Annotated in this window: 13 protein-coding genes; 11 read left to right on the top strand and 2 right to left on the bottom strand. The window is 66.8% G+C overall.

Annotated features, from left to right (window positions below; translation table 11 throughout):
• Positions 1-172: 172 nt before the first annotated feature.
• The 7 genes from KW830_RS06990 to KW830_RS06960 all read left to right on the top strand — a co-directional run bounded on the left by KW830_RS06990 (position 173) and on the right by KW830_RS06960 (position 8,083).
• On the top strand, positions 173-1,054 hold the full coding sequence (locus KW830_RS06990; protein ID WP_255578196.1) for an alpha/beta hydrolase: 882 nt from the start codon (positions 173-175) through the stop codon (positions 1,052-1,054).
• Positions 1,055-1,378: 324 nt separating this feature from the next.
• Entirely contained in the window at positions 1,379-3,577 is a 2,199-nt protein-coding gene (locus tag KW830_RS06985) for a TonB-dependent hemoglobin/transferrin/lactoferrin family receptor (RefSeq protein ID WP_218332675.1), read from the top strand.
• 72 nt (positions 3,578-3,649) lie between these two features.
• The gene (locus KW830_RS06980; RefSeq protein ID WP_218332674.1) at positions 3,650-4,081 is read left to right on the top strand and encodes a hypothetical protein; all 432 of its coding nucleotides are present in this window, start codon (positions 3,650-3,652) and stop codon (positions 4,079-4,081) included.
• Positions 4,078-5,178, top strand: coding sequence for a hemin-degrading factor (locus tag KW830_RS06975; RefSeq protein ID WP_255578195.1), 1,101 nt, complete (start codon positions 4,078-4,080; stop codon positions 5,176-5,178). Before KW830_RS06980 ends, KW830_RS06975 begins: the two co-directional genes overlap by 4 nt.
• Positions 5,178-6,074 (top strand): hemin ABC transporter substrate-binding protein, encoded by an 897-nt coding sequence (locus tag KW830_RS06970; protein ID WP_370510817.1) that lies wholly within the window; start codon positions 5,178-5,180, stop codon positions 6,072-6,074. Before KW830_RS06975 ends, KW830_RS06970 begins: the two co-directional genes overlap by 1 nt.
• A gap of 12 nt (positions 6,075-6,086) precedes the next feature.
• Positions 6,087-7,190: a FecCD family ABC transporter permease gene (locus KW830_RS06965; RefSeq protein ID WP_370626102.1), complete on the top strand. Its 1,104-nt coding sequence runs from the start codon at positions 6,087-6,089 to the stop codon at positions 7,188-7,190.
• Positions 7,187-8,083: a heme ABC transporter ATP-binding protein gene (locus tag KW830_RS06960; protein WP_370626101.1), complete on the top strand. Its 897-nt coding sequence runs from the start codon at positions 7,187-7,189 to the stop codon at positions 8,081-8,083. The genes KW830_RS06965 and KW830_RS06960 overlap by 4 nt, the downstream gene beginning before the upstream one ends.
• Positions 8,084-8,330: 247 nt before the next feature.
• Here the strand turns inward: KW830_RS06960 and KW830_RS06955 are convergent, their stop codons facing one another.
• Positions 8,331-8,597 (bottom strand): DUF2798 domain-containing protein, encoded by a 267-nt coding sequence (locus KW830_RS06955; RefSeq protein WP_066539124.1) that lies wholly within the window; start codon positions 8,595-8,597, stop codon positions 8,331-8,333.
• Positions 8,598-8,756: 159 nt separating this feature from the next.
• On the opposite strand from KW830_RS06955, the gene KW830_RS06950 reads away from it, so the two are divergent.
• The gene (locus tag KW830_RS06950; RefSeq protein ID WP_218332672.1) at positions 8,757-9,713 is read left to right on the top strand and encodes a LysR family transcriptional regulator; all 957 of its coding nucleotides are present in this window, start codon (positions 8,757-8,759) and stop codon (positions 9,711-9,713) included.
• A 1-nt stretch (position 9,714) separates the two neighbouring features.
• On the opposite strand, the gene KW830_RS06945 is transcribed toward KW830_RS06950, so the two are convergent.
• The gene (locus KW830_RS06945) at positions 9,715-10,539 is read right to left on the bottom strand and encodes a pyruvate, water dikinase regulatory protein (protein WP_066539119.1); all 825 of its coding nucleotides are present in this window, start codon (positions 10,537-10,539) and stop codon (positions 9,715-9,717) included.
• A gap of 218 nt (positions 10,540-10,757) precedes the next feature.
• On the opposite strand from KW830_RS06945, the gene ppsA reads away from it, so the two are divergent.
• From ppsA to KW830_RS06930, 3 genes are read left to right on the top strand one after another with little or no spacing between them, the layout of a single operon-like run.
• Positions 10,758-13,148 (top strand): phosphoenolpyruvate synthase, encoded by a 2,391-nt coding sequence (gene ppsA, locus KW830_RS06940; RefSeq protein ID WP_218332671.1) that lies wholly within the window; start codon positions 10,758-10,760, stop codon positions 13,146-13,148.
• 23 nt (positions 13,149-13,171) lie between these two features.
• Positions 13,172-13,495, top strand: a complete 324-nt coding sequence (locus KW830_RS06935) for a DUF4212 domain-containing protein (RefSeq protein WP_066539111.1) — start codon at positions 13,172-13,174, stop codon at positions 13,493-13,495.
• A complete protein-coding gene (locus KW830_RS06930) occupies positions 13,479-15,587 on the top strand; it encodes a VC_2705 family sodium/solute symporter (RefSeq protein ID WP_066539504.1) in 2,109 nt (702 codons plus the stop codon). Before KW830_RS06935 ends, KW830_RS06930 begins: the two co-directional genes overlap by 17 nt.
• Positions 15,588-15,764: the final 177 nt, after the last annotated feature.

Genomic DNA, 15,764 nt, shown 5'->3' with positions numbered 1-15,764 from the left:
CAAGCGCAGCAGAGTGCTTTGAACCGCAACCGAAGGACTGCCCCGGCAGTCCTTTTCTTTTTCCGGCACGGGCCATGGCAGGGCGCTGCCGCGCACATTGCCTTGCGGTGACCCTGCAGGCTATGCTGACCCTGCAGCAGGGGGCGGCCCTTGTGCAATGCAGGAGTCGGCCATGCGCAAGTCGCAACGTGAAAGTGCAGCGGGCCTGTGGGCGCGTGCGGTGGTGTGGGCCGGGATGGCCTTGGGGGCGGTCTTGGCCCAGGCACACGCCGCAGAGGCGGAGCGGCCGCCTGCCGCAACGGCTGTCACTGCGGCACCGGCTGCAGCGCTGACTGCCCCCGCATCCGGGACCGTCTGGTCGCTGCCCACCCGTGACGGTGTGCGCACCACCGTGTACTGGGAAGTGGCACCGAATGCCTGGGCCACGGTGCTGCTGTTTCCGGGGGGCGTGGGCGGTTTTGGCAAGCTGCAGCAGAACCGGCCCAGCAGCAAAAATTTTCTGGTGCGCTCGGCAGCCGAATTCCGGGAGCAGGGCCTGAACGTGGCCATCTTCGGCCGGGCGAATGGGCAGGAGCTGGCGCCCCAGGACCGCATGGGCGCCGAGCATCTGCAGGACATTCGCCAAGTGCTGCAGGCCGTGCGTACCCACAGCAGCCTGCCGGTGTGGCTGGTGGGTACCAGCCGGGGCACGACATCGGTGGCGGCCGCTGCCAGCCGCATGCCGGATGCAGGGCTGGCCGGTGTGGTGCTGACTTCCAGCATCGTGGCCCCGGCGGAGCCGGGCGCGCTGCCCAGCCTGGATCTGGCTGCCATCCATGTGCCGGTGCTGCTGGTGCAGCATGCCAGGGATGCCTGTCCCCTGTGCACGCCCAGCGCCATGCCGGGGGTGTTGGCGCGCTTCACCCAGGCGCCGGTCAAACAGCTGCAATTGGTCGATGGCGGCGCCCACCCCACGGGCGGCGTGTGCCATGCCTTGCACTGGCATGGCTTTATCGGCATGGAGCGCATGGCGGTGCAGCGCATCACGCAATGGATGCGCCAGCCGCAACCCTGAGATCCCTGGACCGGGCGCTGCGAGCGCACAAGCGTCCGCCGCCCATCACTTTTGCCCTTGCAGTGGCATGGGCATCAAGCCCCATGCGTGCCGGGGTCTGGCCGCAGGCATGTCCTTGCCGGGCACTGCGATCCACCCCACCAGACCACTGGTGCAGAAAACACACACCCTGCCGGTGTATGCCATGCTAATGAGAATTATTCTCATATAATTGAAGGATTGCCAGCCACCCCAAGCCGTTCGCTTTGCTGAACTCTCGGCCCAGGTTCGCCAGCCCCAAACCCTTTGGTGCAGTACCAGAACTTCAGGAAGAGAGAACAAGCTATGACCCAGCTGTGGGCAGGAATGCGTCCGGTGGCCCAAGCGGCCGTGTTGGCCTGTGTGTGGGGAGGGTCTGCCATGGCCGCCGATGCGCCCGCGGCGGCATTGCCCGAAACCACGGTGGCCGCCCCGGCCCAGCAGGCCGATGCACTGGACCCGGCGCAGACCCCGTATGCCACCGAGCTGCTGAACCGTGCGGAGATGGAGCGCCAGCAGGTGCTGGACATCCGCGATGCCACCCGTGACATGGTCAACGTGGAAGTGCCGCGCCAGCCAGCGCGGGGGACCGGCATTTCGGGCACCACAGGGCGAGAAGGCAATACCGGCTTCGAGATTCGCGGCCTGGGTGGCAACCGCGTGCAGATGCTGGTGGACGGTATTCCCCAGCCCGAGGCAGACAGCTTCATGAACAGCCACAGCTTTGGCCGCGACTATGTGGATCCGCTGACGCTGTCGTCCATCGAAGTGCACAAAGGGGTGTCGCCCGTGTCCATGCCTGCCGGTGGCATTGCCGGTGCGGTCAATCTGCGCACGCTGTCGCCCTCGGACCTGCTGCTGGACGGCAAGACGCTGGCTGGCCGAGCGCTGCTGGGCTGGCGCAGCGAAAGCCAGGGGCTGACCGCCGGCGCCGTGCTGGCGGGCAAGGCCTCGGACCAGCTGCAGTGGCTGTTTGCGCTCAACGGCGACTGGAGCGACGAGACCGAAACCATGGGCCGCGTGGGGGGCACAGGCCTCAAGCGCACCCGGGCCAATCCCGAGGACATCCGCCGCAACTCGGTACTGGCCAAGCTGTTCTACCAGCCCAATGCCGACCAGAGCCATATGCTCACGGTCGAGCGCCGCAGCCAGACCACGCATGTCAACAACCTGCATGATTTTGCCAACGGCACGACCAAGAGCCACACCGACGACAACGAGAGCACGCGCAACCGCGTCTCGCTCAAGTCCGATTTCCGCCTGAATGCGGCCGCAGCCGATCTGTTGACGGGTTATCTCGCCTGGCAGGACAGCAGTTCCACCCAGAAGCTGGATGTGGATACCACCACCCAGGGCCTGCGCGTGCGCGACCACAGCTATGACGAACGCATGCTGCAGGCCGGTCTGCAGGCGCGCAAGCAACTGGGCCGCCATGCGCTGCACTACGGCCTGGATGTGAACCGCCTGGACAACGAAACCCAGAGCCTGTCCGCCGACCGGGGCGTGACTACGGCCGTGCCCAAGGGGCCGGACACCACCACCACGCGCTGGGGGGCTTTTGTGCAGGACAGCATCGAGCTGGGCCGCTTCACCCTCAAGCCGGGCCTGCGTTACGAATCGGTGGACGTGGATGCCGATGCCGGCAGCATCAGCATGGGCGCCTCGGGGGCCACGGCCGTGTCCAAACGCTTTGATGCCTGGCTGCCGCAGCTGGGCGGTCAGGTGCGCATGGGCGGTGGCGTGCAGCTGTTCGCCAACTATGCGCGGGGCTTTCGTGCCCCCACGGCAGGCGAGCTGAACAACTTCTTCGGCAACATCACCCCGTTCTATGGCTATTACATCCTGCCCAACCCGAATCTGAAGGCCGAAACCAGCAACAACTTCGACCTGGGCATACGCGACGCCGAAGGCGCCTTCCAGTGGGAGGCTGCGGCCTTCTACGGCAAGTACCGCAATTTCATCGAGCGCTATGCCAATGCGGGCTCCGTCGGCACTTCCCCGGTGGTCACCTTGCAGCAGTCGCGCAACCAGGCCCGGGCAACGATCAAGGGGATCGAGCTCAAGGCCAGGGCGGAGCTGGGCCAGTCCTGGGGCGGTGTCTGGAACCTGCGCGGTGGCTACGGCTACACCAAGGGCACGGGCGCCGATGGCCAGGGTTTGGAAAGCATCTCGCCCTGGCAGGTCAAGCTGGGCGTAGGCCAGAAGGCTGCGCACTGGAACTGGGAGCTGGCGGCCACGCACCACGCTGCGAAGAAGCAAAGCGATGTGTCCACCAGCAGCAGCGCGCTGTTCATGACGCCGTCCTTCACCGTGCTGGATCTGACCACGCAGGTAGAACTGCGCAAAGGCCTGCGCCTGAACCTGGGCCTGTTCAACCTGACGGACCGCAAGTACTGGAACTGGTCGGATGTGCGCGGTGTGACCACGGCCACCGAGCGCGCCGCCATCGACGCCTACAGCCAGCCGGGCCGCAATGTGCGTGTCTCGCTGGTCGCCGACTTCTAAAACCACAACCGCCTGGGCCAGTGCTTGCTGCACTGGCCCAGGCTTTTTTGACGAAGCACCACTGGAGCCAGCATGTCGCACAACGCCCACTCGCATTCGCACCCCGAGACCGCCAGCGCCAACCAGGATGAGGAATACCTGCTTTCCGAACAGGAAGCGGTGCTGGCCGCCACGCTGGCCCTGATGACCGGCTTCGCCCATGGCTGCTGCCCGGCGCACAAAGGGCCCATTGCCGCCAAGGTGGCCGACCAGCTCAGTGCCCTGGTGCACAGCATGCAGGGGCCACAGCTGTCCTGCGACATGCAGGCGCTGCTGCTGCGCTTGCGCACCCGCTGGACGGCGGCGGCCGCCCATTACGCCGAAGCCCACCTCAACGAAATGCGCAGCGATCTGCGCAGCCAGGCCGATGCGGCGGCGGCTGCCGCCATGCACATGCCCGCTGCCGCCAGCCCCACCCAGACCCCGGACGTGCTGTGGCACGCCCCTTTGGAGACTTTGCAATGAATAACGCCACGATGGAACACCTGAATACTTCTTCCCCGACCAACCCCGCCACGGTGCGCGAAGGCTTTGCGACCCAGCGCGCTGCCGGCCTGCGTGCCAAGGACGCTGCCGAGGCCCTGGGCCTGAGCGAAGGCGCGGTGGTACAGGCCCACACCGGTACCCATGACCGGTCGCTGCAATCCACGCCGCTGGTCGGCGGCCAATGGCTGGCCATCCTGCAGGCGCTGGAAGCCTGCGGCCCAGTGATGGCGCTGACGCGCAACGAAACCGTGGTGCATGAAAAGGACGGCATCTACCGCAATCTGACGCAGGAAGGCCCCATCGGCCTGTGCGTCAACCCCGACATCGACCTGCGCCTGTTCTTCATGCACTGGCATGCCGGCTATGCGGTCACCGAACCCGGGCGCGGCGGTGTGCTGGCCCACAGCCTGCAGTTTTTCGACAGCACGGGCGTGGCGGTGCACAAGGTCTATGCACGCCCCGCCAGCGACCTGGATGCCTGGAATGCCCTGGTGGCACGCTTTGCCGACGCCGGTGCGCAGCACACCTTCCAGCCGCGCGCCGCGCAGCCGGCGGTGGCGCCCGACAGCAGCATCGACGTGGCCGGCCTGCGCACGGCCTGGGCCGCCATGCAGGACACGCACGAGTTCTTCGGCATGCTCAAGAAATTCGGCAGCGAACGCCAGCAGAGCTTTCGCCTGACGCAAGGTGAGTTCTGCGAGCCCCTGGCCACCGGCGTGGTGACCGAGCTGCTGCAGCGCGCGGCCGCTGCGTCCACGCCCATCATGGTGTTTGCGGGCAGCAAAGGCTGCATCCAGATCCACTCCGGTCCGGTGAACAACATCAAGCCCCTGGCCACACCCGGCGCGGCCCAGTGGATCAATGTGCTGGATGCCGGCTTCAATCTGCATGTGCGCACCGACCGCGTGGTCAGTGCCTGGCTGGTGCGCAAGCCCACGAGCGACGGCGTGGTGACGTCGGTGGAAGTGTTCGACGACACCGGCGAGGTGGTGGCCATGTTCTTCGGGGTGCGCAAGCCAGGACAGCCCGAGCTGACCGCCTGGCGCGACCTGGCCGAAACCCTGGAGCGCCTGTGATGAAGGGGTGTGCACGCAGAGCCGCGCTGCAGCGGCTGGCGGCGGTCGCCGCCATGGGCTGGACCGGGGCTGCCAGCTGGGCCCAGCCTGCTACGCCCAAAGCGGCTGCGGCTGCCGGTGCGTCGCGGCGCATCATCAGCCTGGGGGGCGCCGTCACCGAGGCGGTGTACGCCCTGGGCGCCGAAAACATGCTGGTGGCCACCGACACCACCAGCCTCTACCCGGACGCCGCCACGCGCACGCCCAAGGTGGGCTATCTGCGCCAGTTGTCGGCCGAAGGTGTGCTGTCGCTGCGACCCGATGCCGTGATCGGTGCGGGGGAAGCCGGCCCGGCCATCGTGCTGGACCAGCTGCGCGCCGCCGGCGTGCAGGTGGAGACCGTGCAGGCCACGCACGACTGGGCCGAAGTCATGGCCAAGCTGCGCATGGCGGGCCGCGCCACCGGCAAGCAGGCCGAGGCCGAAGCCCTGGCCCAGCAGCTGCAGCAGCAGTGGCAGGCGGTGCAGGCCGACGTGGCCCGCGCCCGCAGCAAGCCGCGTGCGCTGTTCATCCTGGCGCACAGCGGCACGCCCCAGGTGGCGGGCAGCGGCACGGCAGCCCATGCGCTGCTGACCATGGCGGGCGCTTCGAATGCGGTGCAGGCATTCAAAGGCTACCGTGCGCTGACGGCCGAGGCCATGGCGGCCGTCGCGCCCCAGCTGATCGTGACCACCACGCAGGGTCTGGAGGCCATGGGCGGGATCGACGCTTTCTGGAAGCGTCCCGAACTGGCACTGACGCCGGCCTATGGCCGGCGCGCCCTGGTGGCCATGGAGGCCAACCACCTGCTGGGCTTTGGCCCGCGTCTGCCGTCGGCAGTGCGCCAGTTGCATGAACAGATGCAGCGGGTGGTGTAAATGGCGGTGCAGATGAGTGCCGTGCCGGCGCCGCGCCGTGCCAGTGCCTGGCGCCGGCCCTGGCGGCTGTCCAACGGGCGGCTGGCGCCGGCGACGGCCCTGGGCACCATGGCGCTGCTGGCCCTGCTGGTGCTGCTGTGGGCCAGCGCCCAAGGGGCCTACGCGATTGCGCCGACGCAGCTGCTGCAGGTGCTGGGCCAGGGGGTGACCGGGCAAGGGGGCCAGCAAGGGGCTGGGGCGCAGGAGCTGGTGTTTCTGCACATCCGCCTGCCGCGCTTGCTGCTGGGCGTGGTGGCCGGGGCCGGTCTGGGTCTGGCGGGCGCCCTGATGCAGGGCTTGTTTCGCAATCCGCTGGCGGACCCGGGTCTGATTGGCGTGAGCAGCGGTGCCGCCCTGGCGGCGGCTTTCACCATTGTGCTGGGTCAGGCCTGGCTGCCGGGCCTGCAGGTCGGCCTGGGCAGCTGGGCGCTGGCGCTGGCCGCGTTTGGCGGCGGCATGGGCGTGACGGTGCTGATCTACCTGCTGGCCCAGACCCAGGGTGGTACGCGCGTGGGACTGATGCTGCTGGCCGGCATTGCCGTCAATGCGCTGGCGGGGGCCGGGCTGGGCTATCTGAGCTATGTGTCCAGCGACGAACAGCTGCGCAATCTGCAGCTGTGGCTGATGGGCAGCCTGGGCCAGTCGCGCTGGTCCACGGTCGTTCTGGTGGGCAGCGTGGTGCTGGTGTGCAACGCCGCCGCGTTGCGGCTGGCGCGGCCGCTGAATGCACTGGCCCTGGGCGAGGCGCAGGCCCAGTTGCTGGGTGTGCCGGTGGAGCGCTGCAAGCGCTGGATCGTGGTGGTCACCGCGCTGGCCGTGGGGGCCGTGACATCGGCCACCGGCATCATCGGCTTCATCGGTCTGGTGGCGCCGCACGGTGTGCGCCTGATTGCCGGGCCGGACCACCGGGTGGTGCTGCCGTGCTCGGCCTTGCTGGGCGCTGCGCTGGTGGTGGGGGCGGATGCGCTGGCACGTACCGTGGTGCAGCCGGCGGAGATGCCGCTGGGCGTGCTGACGGCATTCATCGGCGTGCCGCTGTTTTTGTGGATGCTGCGGCAATTCAGGAGCGGGCTGTGACAGTGGTGACGACCGGGGAACACGGCCCGGTGCAGGGCATGGACGACGGCAGCCTGCACTGCCAGGACATTCGGCTGACCGCATACCGCCAGGGCCCGCTGCTGGCCCGGGTGGACGCGCAGCTGCGGCCCAGCCGGGTGACGGCCATCCTGGGGCCGAACGGCGCGGGCAAGTCCACCTTGCTGGCGGCGCTGTGCGGTACGCAGTCGCCGCGCCAGGGGCAGGTGTTGTGGGATGGTGCGTCGCTGGCCCAGCTACCCGCTGCCCAGCGCGCGCGGCGCATGGCAGTGATGCACCAGGACACGCAGCTGGCGTTTGCCTTCACCGTGCAGGAGGTGGTGGAAATGGGGCGTTACCCCCACCGCCAGCACCCCGCGCCGGACGAGGCGGCCATCGTGCAGCACTGCATGCAGGCCACCGGCGTGGCGGGCCTGGCGCAGCGCGCGCTGGCCTCGCTGTCGGGCGGGGAGCGTGCCCGGGTGCAGCTGGCGCGGGCGCTGGCGCAGATCCCGCCGGAGGGGCAGGCGCAGTCCGGCAGCCGCTGGCTGCTGCTGGATGAACCCACGGCCGCGCTGGACCTGCAGCACCAGCACCATGCCATGGCCCTGGTGCGCGAGCGCTCCAGCTGCGATGGCCTGGGCGTGATCGTGGTGCTGCACGACCTGAACCTGGCGCTGCGCTATGCCGACGAGGTGCTGCTGCTGCCCGGTCAGGGCGAGGCGGCGCTGCTGGGGCCGGTGCATGCCGTGCTGACCTTGCCGACCATCGCCCGCGTATGGCGCATTCACGGTGAGATGCAGACTGCGCGCGACGGTACGCCCCAGTTCATCGCCGGTGCGCACTGCGCGCAGTTGCCAGGGATGGATGCGCCGGTGGCATCAGGCGCGGTGTGAGGGAATGGACCGCGAAAAGGCCGCCCAAGCCTTGCGGCTGCGCTTGGGTAGCGCTGGAAGCAGGCGGGAATGCCAGCAGGGGAGCCAGGGCGTGCGGTCCCGGGCGTCTTCCGGCCCCGGCCTGGTGACCAGGGGTCTGGCCCGCCGAAGATCGGGGTGTTGAGGCCAAACTGTCTCCCTGGGCCGGCCCAGGGGCGTGGGTGGATACCAACGGCAGAACACATGCAGCGCTGACGCCCGCAGCGGTTTACAGATCGACGGTGGCTGCCACCAGGCGGACCACCAGCGGGCGCACCAGCAGCACGCAGCCAAAGGCGATGGGCATGGCAAACACATAGGCGCCGAGCACGCGCTGCACATAGCCATCGCTCAGGCCGCTGTTGATGCCGACGATGGCCGCGCACATCAGCATGGCCATGATGGCCGACATGTAAAAGGCAAACACCACAGGGGCGTAGGGGCGGGGGAGCTTGCGGCGGGCGCGTGCGGCGGGGGGCGAGGTTGGAGGGGTCATCAAAGTCGGAAATGCAATCGGTAAGGGGAGGGGCCACAACCATGGGGGCCATGGGCGAAGGGGGACTGTACGCAGCGCCGGCAGGCAACGGTAGATGCGGCCAGCTTGCTAGACTCATAAGATAAATTTACGAATCCAAAAAACCATCGCTTACCAAACATGCCGAATCTGCGCGCCATCGAAACCTTCGTCAAAGCGCTGGAAGGGGGCTCCATCGCCTCGGCTGCCCGCCAGCTGGGCATGACGCCGGCCGCAGCCAGTCAGAACATTGCGCGGCTGGAGCGCGAGCTGGGCGTGCGGCTGTTGACCCGCACGACCCGGCAGATTGCGTTGACCGAAGCGGGAGAGCGCTACCTGGCGCGTGTGGCGCCGGTGCTGGGCGAGCTGGAAAAAGCCCAGTCCGATCTGTCGCTGCTGCACGGCGAGTTGCAGGGCCGGCTGCGCATTGCCTGCATGGCCGCCTTTGGCCGCCATGTACTGGCACCGCTGCTGCCGGCCTTTGCCGCGCGCCATCCCAAGCTGGCGCTGGAGCTGCTGAATGTGGACCGGCAGGTGGATGTGCTCAAAGAGGATGTGGACGTCAGCTTGCGCTACCGCGATGTGCTGGAGCCGGGCATGGCGGTGCGGCATCTGGTGGCGGTGCCACGCAGGCTGTATGCCGCACCGGCCTATCTGCAGGCCCACGGCGTGCCGCGCACGGCGGAGGATTTGCTGCAGCACCGCTGCCTGCTGTACCGGCGGGAGGTGGATGGGCGGCTGATGCGCTGGCCTTTCAGCAGTGGCGGCCAGCGCGCCGATCCGCCGCTGCATATTGCGGCCATCGCCAATGACATCGATGTGCTGGTGGCGATGGCGGAGGCCGGCGCCGGCATCACCTGGGCCGGCTTCTTTCTGGTGCATGAGCAGGTGCGCCAGGGCCGGCTGGTGCATCTTCCCATGCCCGAAACCCGGGTCGGGGACCCTGGCCTGCAGTTCGAGGAGGAGCCGCTGGACTTTTTCGCCTGCTTTCGCGACCGGCAGTATGTGCCGGCCAAGGTCCGGGCGCTGGTGGACTATCTGCTTGAAGCCCTGCCGGTGCTTCCCCAGCTGCAGTTGCCGCCGGCGCCGGATCAGTAGATCAGTAGTGGCCCAGGCGCTCGGGCAGCACTTCCTGCAGGATGGTGGTGGCGATCTCCTCGATCGACTTGGTGGTGGTGGACAGCCACTTGATGCCGCTGCGGCGCATCATGGCTTCGGCTTCGGCCACTTCATGGCGGCAGTTTTCGAGGCTGGCGTACTTGGAGTCCGGACGGCGTTCGTTGCGGATAGACGACAGACGGCCCGGATCAATGGTCAGGCCGAACAGTTTCTTGCGCTGGGGTTCCAGTGCCGGGGGCAGCTGGCGGCGGTCGAAGTCTTCGGGGATCAGCGGGTAGTTGCCCACTTTCAGACCGAACTGCATGGCCAGATAGAGGCTGGTCGGGGTCTTGCCGGAGCGGCTCACGCCCACCAGGATCACATCGGCGCCGGCCAGATCGCGGTTGCTCTGGCCGTCATCGTGGGCCAGCGTGTAGTTAATGGCCTCCATGCGGTCAAAGTATTCCTTGCTGTGGCTCACGTCCGAGAAGCGGCCCACGCGGTGCATGGACTTCTCGCCCAGTTCGTCTTCCAGCGGCTGGACAAAGGTGCCGAACATGTCCAGCAGCATGCCCTTGCAGCTGCTCTGGATCACCTGCTGCACCTCGGGGTGGACCACGGTGGTGAAGACGATGGGCTTCTTGCCCTCGATCTCGGCGGTGTGGTTGATCTGACGGACGGCCTGGTGGGCCTTGTCTGCCGTATCCACAAACGGAATGCGCACCAGGCGCGGCTTGACGTTGAACTGCGTCATCAAGGCCGAGCCAAAGGTTTCGGCCGTGATGCCGGTGCCGTCCGAGACGACAAAAATGGTGCGCGTATGCATGGGCAGCTAACAGTGGTCAAAAAATGAACAGCCCGCCATTGCCATGGACTTTGCGCGGCAGGCCTACAATGGCGCCCATTATTCCCAATTTCATCCCCACACAAGCAGAACGCCAACATCCAGAACACCCAAGTGTGTTCTGCCAGATGTGGGGGGATGGCTGCAGGCCTGAAAAGCAGGGCCTGGGCTGAGCCGGTTTTTTAACTTTGGAGCTTCCCATGTCTGAACGTTTTGAGGCGACCGCGCTGGTCGTTCCGTTCGAAAACCTGCGCATGAGCGACGTTGAAGTCGTCGGCGGCAAGAACGCCTCGCTGGGCGAGATGATTTCCCAGCTGCCCCAGGGCGTGCGCGTGCCTACCGGCTTCGCCACCACGGCCCACGCCTTCCGCAACTTCCTGGCCTATGAAGGCCTGGCCGACAAGATTTCCGCCAAGCTGGCCGCTCTGGATGTGGACGATGTCCGCGCCCTGGCCGCCGTGGGCGCCGAAATCCGCGCCCTGGTCGAGAACCAACCCTTCCCGGCCGATCTGGAAGCCGCCATCCGCGCCGCTTTCATCACGCTGCAAGGCGGCAACGAAGCCGCTTCGTTCGCTGTGCGTTCCTCTGCCACGGCAGAAGACCTGCCCGATGCATCGTTTGCTGGTCAGCAAGAAACCTTCCTGAACGTGATGGGCATCGAAGACGTGCTGCACAAGATGAAGGAAGTGTTCGCGTCGCTGTACAACGACCGCGCCATCTCCTACCGCGTGCACAAGGGCTTTGCCCACGACGTGGTGGCACTTTCCGCCGGCGTGCAACGCATGGTGCGCTCCGACCTGGGCGCTGCCGGTGTGATGTTCACCATCGACACCGAATCCGGCTTTGAAGAAGTGGTGTTCATCACTTCCAGCTATGGCCTGGGCGAAACCGTGGTGCAAGGCGCCGTGAACCCCGACGAGTTCTACGTGCACAAGCCCATGCTCCAGGCCGGCAAGAACGCGCTGATCCGCCGCAATCTGGGCTCCAAGCTGATCCAGATGGTGTTCTCTTCCGCTGAAGAGAAGGCCGCGTCCGGCAAGCTGGTCATGACCACCGATGTGGCCACCGAGCTGCGCAACCGCTACTCGCTGACCGACGCCGACGTGCAGGAACTGGCCAAGTACGCGCTGGTGATCGAGCAGCACTACGGCCGTCCCATGGACATCGAGTGGGGCAAGGACGGTACCGACGGCAAGCTGTACATCCTGCAGGCCCGTCCCGAGACCGTGAAGAGCCAGGCCAAGGGCCAGGCCGAGCTGCGCTACAAGCTCAAGGGTACCGGTACGGTGCTGGCCGAAGGCCGCGCCATCGGTCAGAAGATCGGTACCGGCCCGGTGCGTCTGGTGTCCGACATCTCGCAGATGGACCAGGTGCAGGCCGGTGACGTGCTGGTGACCGACATGACCGACCCCAACTGGGAGCCGGTGATGAAGAAGGCCGCCGCCATCGTCACCAACCGCGGTGGCCGTACCTGCCACGCCGCCATCATTGCGCGTGAACTGGGTATCCCTGCCGTGGTGGGCTGCGGTGACGCCACCGAGCTGCTGAAGAACGGCACCCTGGTGACCGTGTCCTGCGCCGAAGGCGATACCGGCAAGATCTATGACGGCCTGATCGAGACGGAAGTGACCGAAGTCACCCGTGGCGCCATGCCCGAGATCAAGACCAAGATCATGATGAACGTGGGCAACCCCCAGCTGGCCTTCGACTTTGCCCAGCTGCCCAACGAAGGCGTGGGTCTGGCCCGCCTGGAATTCATCATCAACAACAACATCGGTGTGCACCCCAAGGCCATCCTGGACTACCCCGCGGTGGACTCCGACCTGAAGAAGGCCGTGGAATCCGTGGCCCGTGGCCATGCATCGCCCCGTGCCTTCTATGTGGACAAGGTGGCCGAAGGCGTGGCCACGATCGCTGCGGCTTTCTACCCCAAGCCCGTGATCGTGCGCATGTCGGACTTCAAGTCCAACGAGTACCGCAAGCTGATCGGTGGCAGCCGCTACGAACCCGAGGAAGAAAACCCGATGTTGGGCTTCCGCGGTGCTGCGCGCTACATCTCGGCCGATTTCGGCGAAGCCTTCCGCATGGAATGCGAAGCCCTGCGCCGTGTGCGTGAAGACATGGGCCTGACCAATGTCAAGGTCATGATCCCCTTCGTGCGCACGCTGGGCCAGGCCAAGCGCGTGACCGAGCTGCTGGCGGAAAACGGCCTGAAGCGCGGCGAGAACGGCCTGCAGCTGATCATGATGTGTGAAGTGCCCTCGAACGCCATCCTGGCCGACGAGTTCCTGGAATACTTCGATGGCTTCTCGATCGGCTCCAACGACCTGACCCAGCTGACCCTGGGTCTGGACCGCGATTCCGGTCTGGAACTGCTGGCTGCCGACTTCGACGAGCGCGACCCCGCCGTCAAGAAGATGCTGGAGCGCGCCATCCAGGCCTGCCTGGCACAGAACAAGTACGTGGGCATCTGCGGCCAGGGCCCTTCGGACCACCCCGACTTCGCCAAGTGGCTGGCGGACCAGGGCATTGCCTCCATCTCGCTGAACCCTGACAGCGTGGTGGCAACCTGGCAACGTCTGGCAAGCTGAGGCTTGCACAGCACAGGTGCTTTGTGAATCGGGACGATCTTCCGCATGAAGCACCGGTCGCCGGCGGGGGCACTTTTGCCCCCGACCTGCACGATATCCACCACCTGTGGCTCAAGGCATTGTTGCTGGCGGTCTGGGTGGTGGTGTCGTTTGGGGCCTGCTTCTACGCGCGCGAGTTGCAGGCCTGGGCCGAAGGCTGGCCGCTGGGGTATTGGATGGCCGCCCAAGGGGCAGTCCTGATGTTCATTGTCCTGGTGCTCGTTTACTGTGTCGCCATGGATCAGTTTGAACGCAATGACGCTGCGCGCCGCCGCGCCCAGGCGGCACGCCATGGCCGGCCCCAGTAATTCCGACTTCGCCTCCACCACCATTCCCTCCAGCTATCTTTGGCGCCTGCACCGCATGCTGGCGCTGTATGTGCTGGGGGTGCTGGCATTTCTGGGCACCATGGTCTGGGCCGAGGAGCAGGGCCTGGCACGGCACTGGATCGGCCCCATCTTCCTGTTCACCACGGTGATGGTGTACGCGGGCATCGGCGTCTACGCCCGCACCAGCAACCCGGAAGACTATTACGTGGCCGGGCGGCGCATTCCGCCCATGTACAACGGCATGGCGGCTGCGGCCGACTGGATGAGCGCCGCCTCCTTCATCAGCCTGTCGGGTGCGCTGTACCTGCAGGGCTTTGGCGGGACCCCGGGGCAACCCGGCGGCCTGGCCTATCTGCTGGGCTGGACGGGCGGCTTTTGCCTGGTGGCCATGCTGATTGCCCCCCATCTGCGCGCCATGCGGCTGTACACGGTGCCGGACTTCTTCCAGGTGCGTTTTGGCGGGCGCTGGCCGCGCATTCTGGCGGCGCTGGCCACTGTGGTCTGCTCCTTCACCTATGTGGTGGCGCAGATCTATGGTGTGGGCCTGATTGCGTCGCGGCTGACGGGGGTGCAGTTCGAGATCGGCATCATGCTGGGCCTGGGCGGGGTGCTGCTGTGCTCCTTTCTGGGCGGCATGCGGGCCATCACCTGGACCCAGGTGGCGCAGTATGTGGTGATCTTGCTGGCGTTCCTGATTCCGGTGTCCTGGCTGGCCTACAAGCAGCTGGGCAACCCGGTGGCGGCCGTCGCCTACGGCGCACAGTTGGGCAAGATTGCGGTGCTGGAAGAGCAGTTGCTGGAATCGTCGGCTGAGCAGGAGGTGCAGGATGCCTACCTGCGCCGTGCCGAGTTGCTGCAGCGCAAGCTGGCGGCGCTGCCCCAGTCGCTGGATCTGGAGCGCGCGCAGCTGGCGGAACGCCTGCGCATTCTGCGGGCCGAGCGCGGGGAGTTGAGCGACATCGTGATGGCCAGCCGCGAGTACGCCGCCTTGCCGCGCGATGCGGACCAGGCCCGGGAGCGCTGGACGCGGGAGGTGGCGGAGAACCTGGAACGCGCCAAGCCGCTGGGCGGCCTGCCGCGGCACAGCCAGCCGTTTACCGGCGACCCGGACGGCACGCCGGCGCAGCAGGCGGAATACCAGGATGCACGCATCAACTTTCTGGCCCTGATGTTCTGTCTGATGGTGGGTACGGCCGGCCTGCCGCATCTGCTGACCCGCTACTACACGGCGCCGTCGGTGTCGGGAGCACGCACCTCGGTGGCGTGGACCCTGTTTTTTATCGGTCTGCTGTACCTGACTGCGCCGGCGCTGGCGGCGCTGGTGAAGTACGAGGTGATGAACAACCTGGTGGGCGTGCGGTTCGATGAATTGCCGGCCTGGATGGGGCAATGGGCGCGGGTGGACGCATCGCTGCTGTCGGTGGAAGACATGAATGGCGATGGCCGCGTGCAGTTTGGCGAAATCCGTCTGGGTGCGGATCTGATCATGCTGGCCACGCCGGAGATTGCGGGACTGCCGTTTGTTGTGTCGGGGCTGGTGGCCGCCGGGGGGCTGGCGGCGGCGCTGTCCACGGCCGACGGCTTGCTGCTGGCCATCAGCAATGCGCTGGTGCGGGACCTGTATTTCCATGCCCGGCCGCGGCGCATGGTGCCGGAGCAGCGGGTGATCCTGTCCAAGTTCGCGCTGCTGGCGGTAGCGCTGGCGGCGGCGTTTGTGGCTGGCCGGCGTTCTTCGGACATCCTGCCCATGGTGACGGCCTCGTTCTCGCTGGCCGCCTCGGCCTTTGTGCCGGTGATGGTGCTGGGCATTTTCTGGCGCGGCACCACCCGCCAGGGCGCCTTGGCAGGCATGCTGGGCGGGCTGGTGGTGGCGCTGTACTACATGCTTTCGCACGCGTCGCTGGTGAAGGCGTGGCTGCCCCATGTGCTGCTGGCCGATGGGCTGTGGTTCGGCATCCAGCCCGTCTCGGCCGGGGTGTTCGGCGTGCCGGCCGGGCTGCTGCTGGCATGGGGTGTGAGTTGGCTGACGCGTACCCGCGCACCCGTACCGCGCCCCTACGGACCCTTGTGAGACGGCGCGGGTGGGCCGGTGGTCGGAACTGCCGGCACGCGGGATTTGATGTGCCGCAACACCTGCTGCATTGTCCCTTTGCGAAAGGGGGGCGGGCGTGGGAAGCTGCATGCCAGTCACTGCGCATCCCGTGGCGGATGCCGCAAGTGCTTGGTTTCATGAGCACCATCCCAGGAG

It is taken from the genome of Comamonas sp. CMM03 (assembly GCF_019218715.1).
Classification (GTDB): domain Bacteria; phylum Pseudomonadota; class Gammaproteobacteria; order Burkholderiales; family Burkholderiaceae_C; genus Comamonas; species Comamonas terrigena.
The sequence above is the reverse complement of the archived record's forward strand: the minus strand, read 5'-3'. Positions and strand labels throughout refer to the sequence as shown.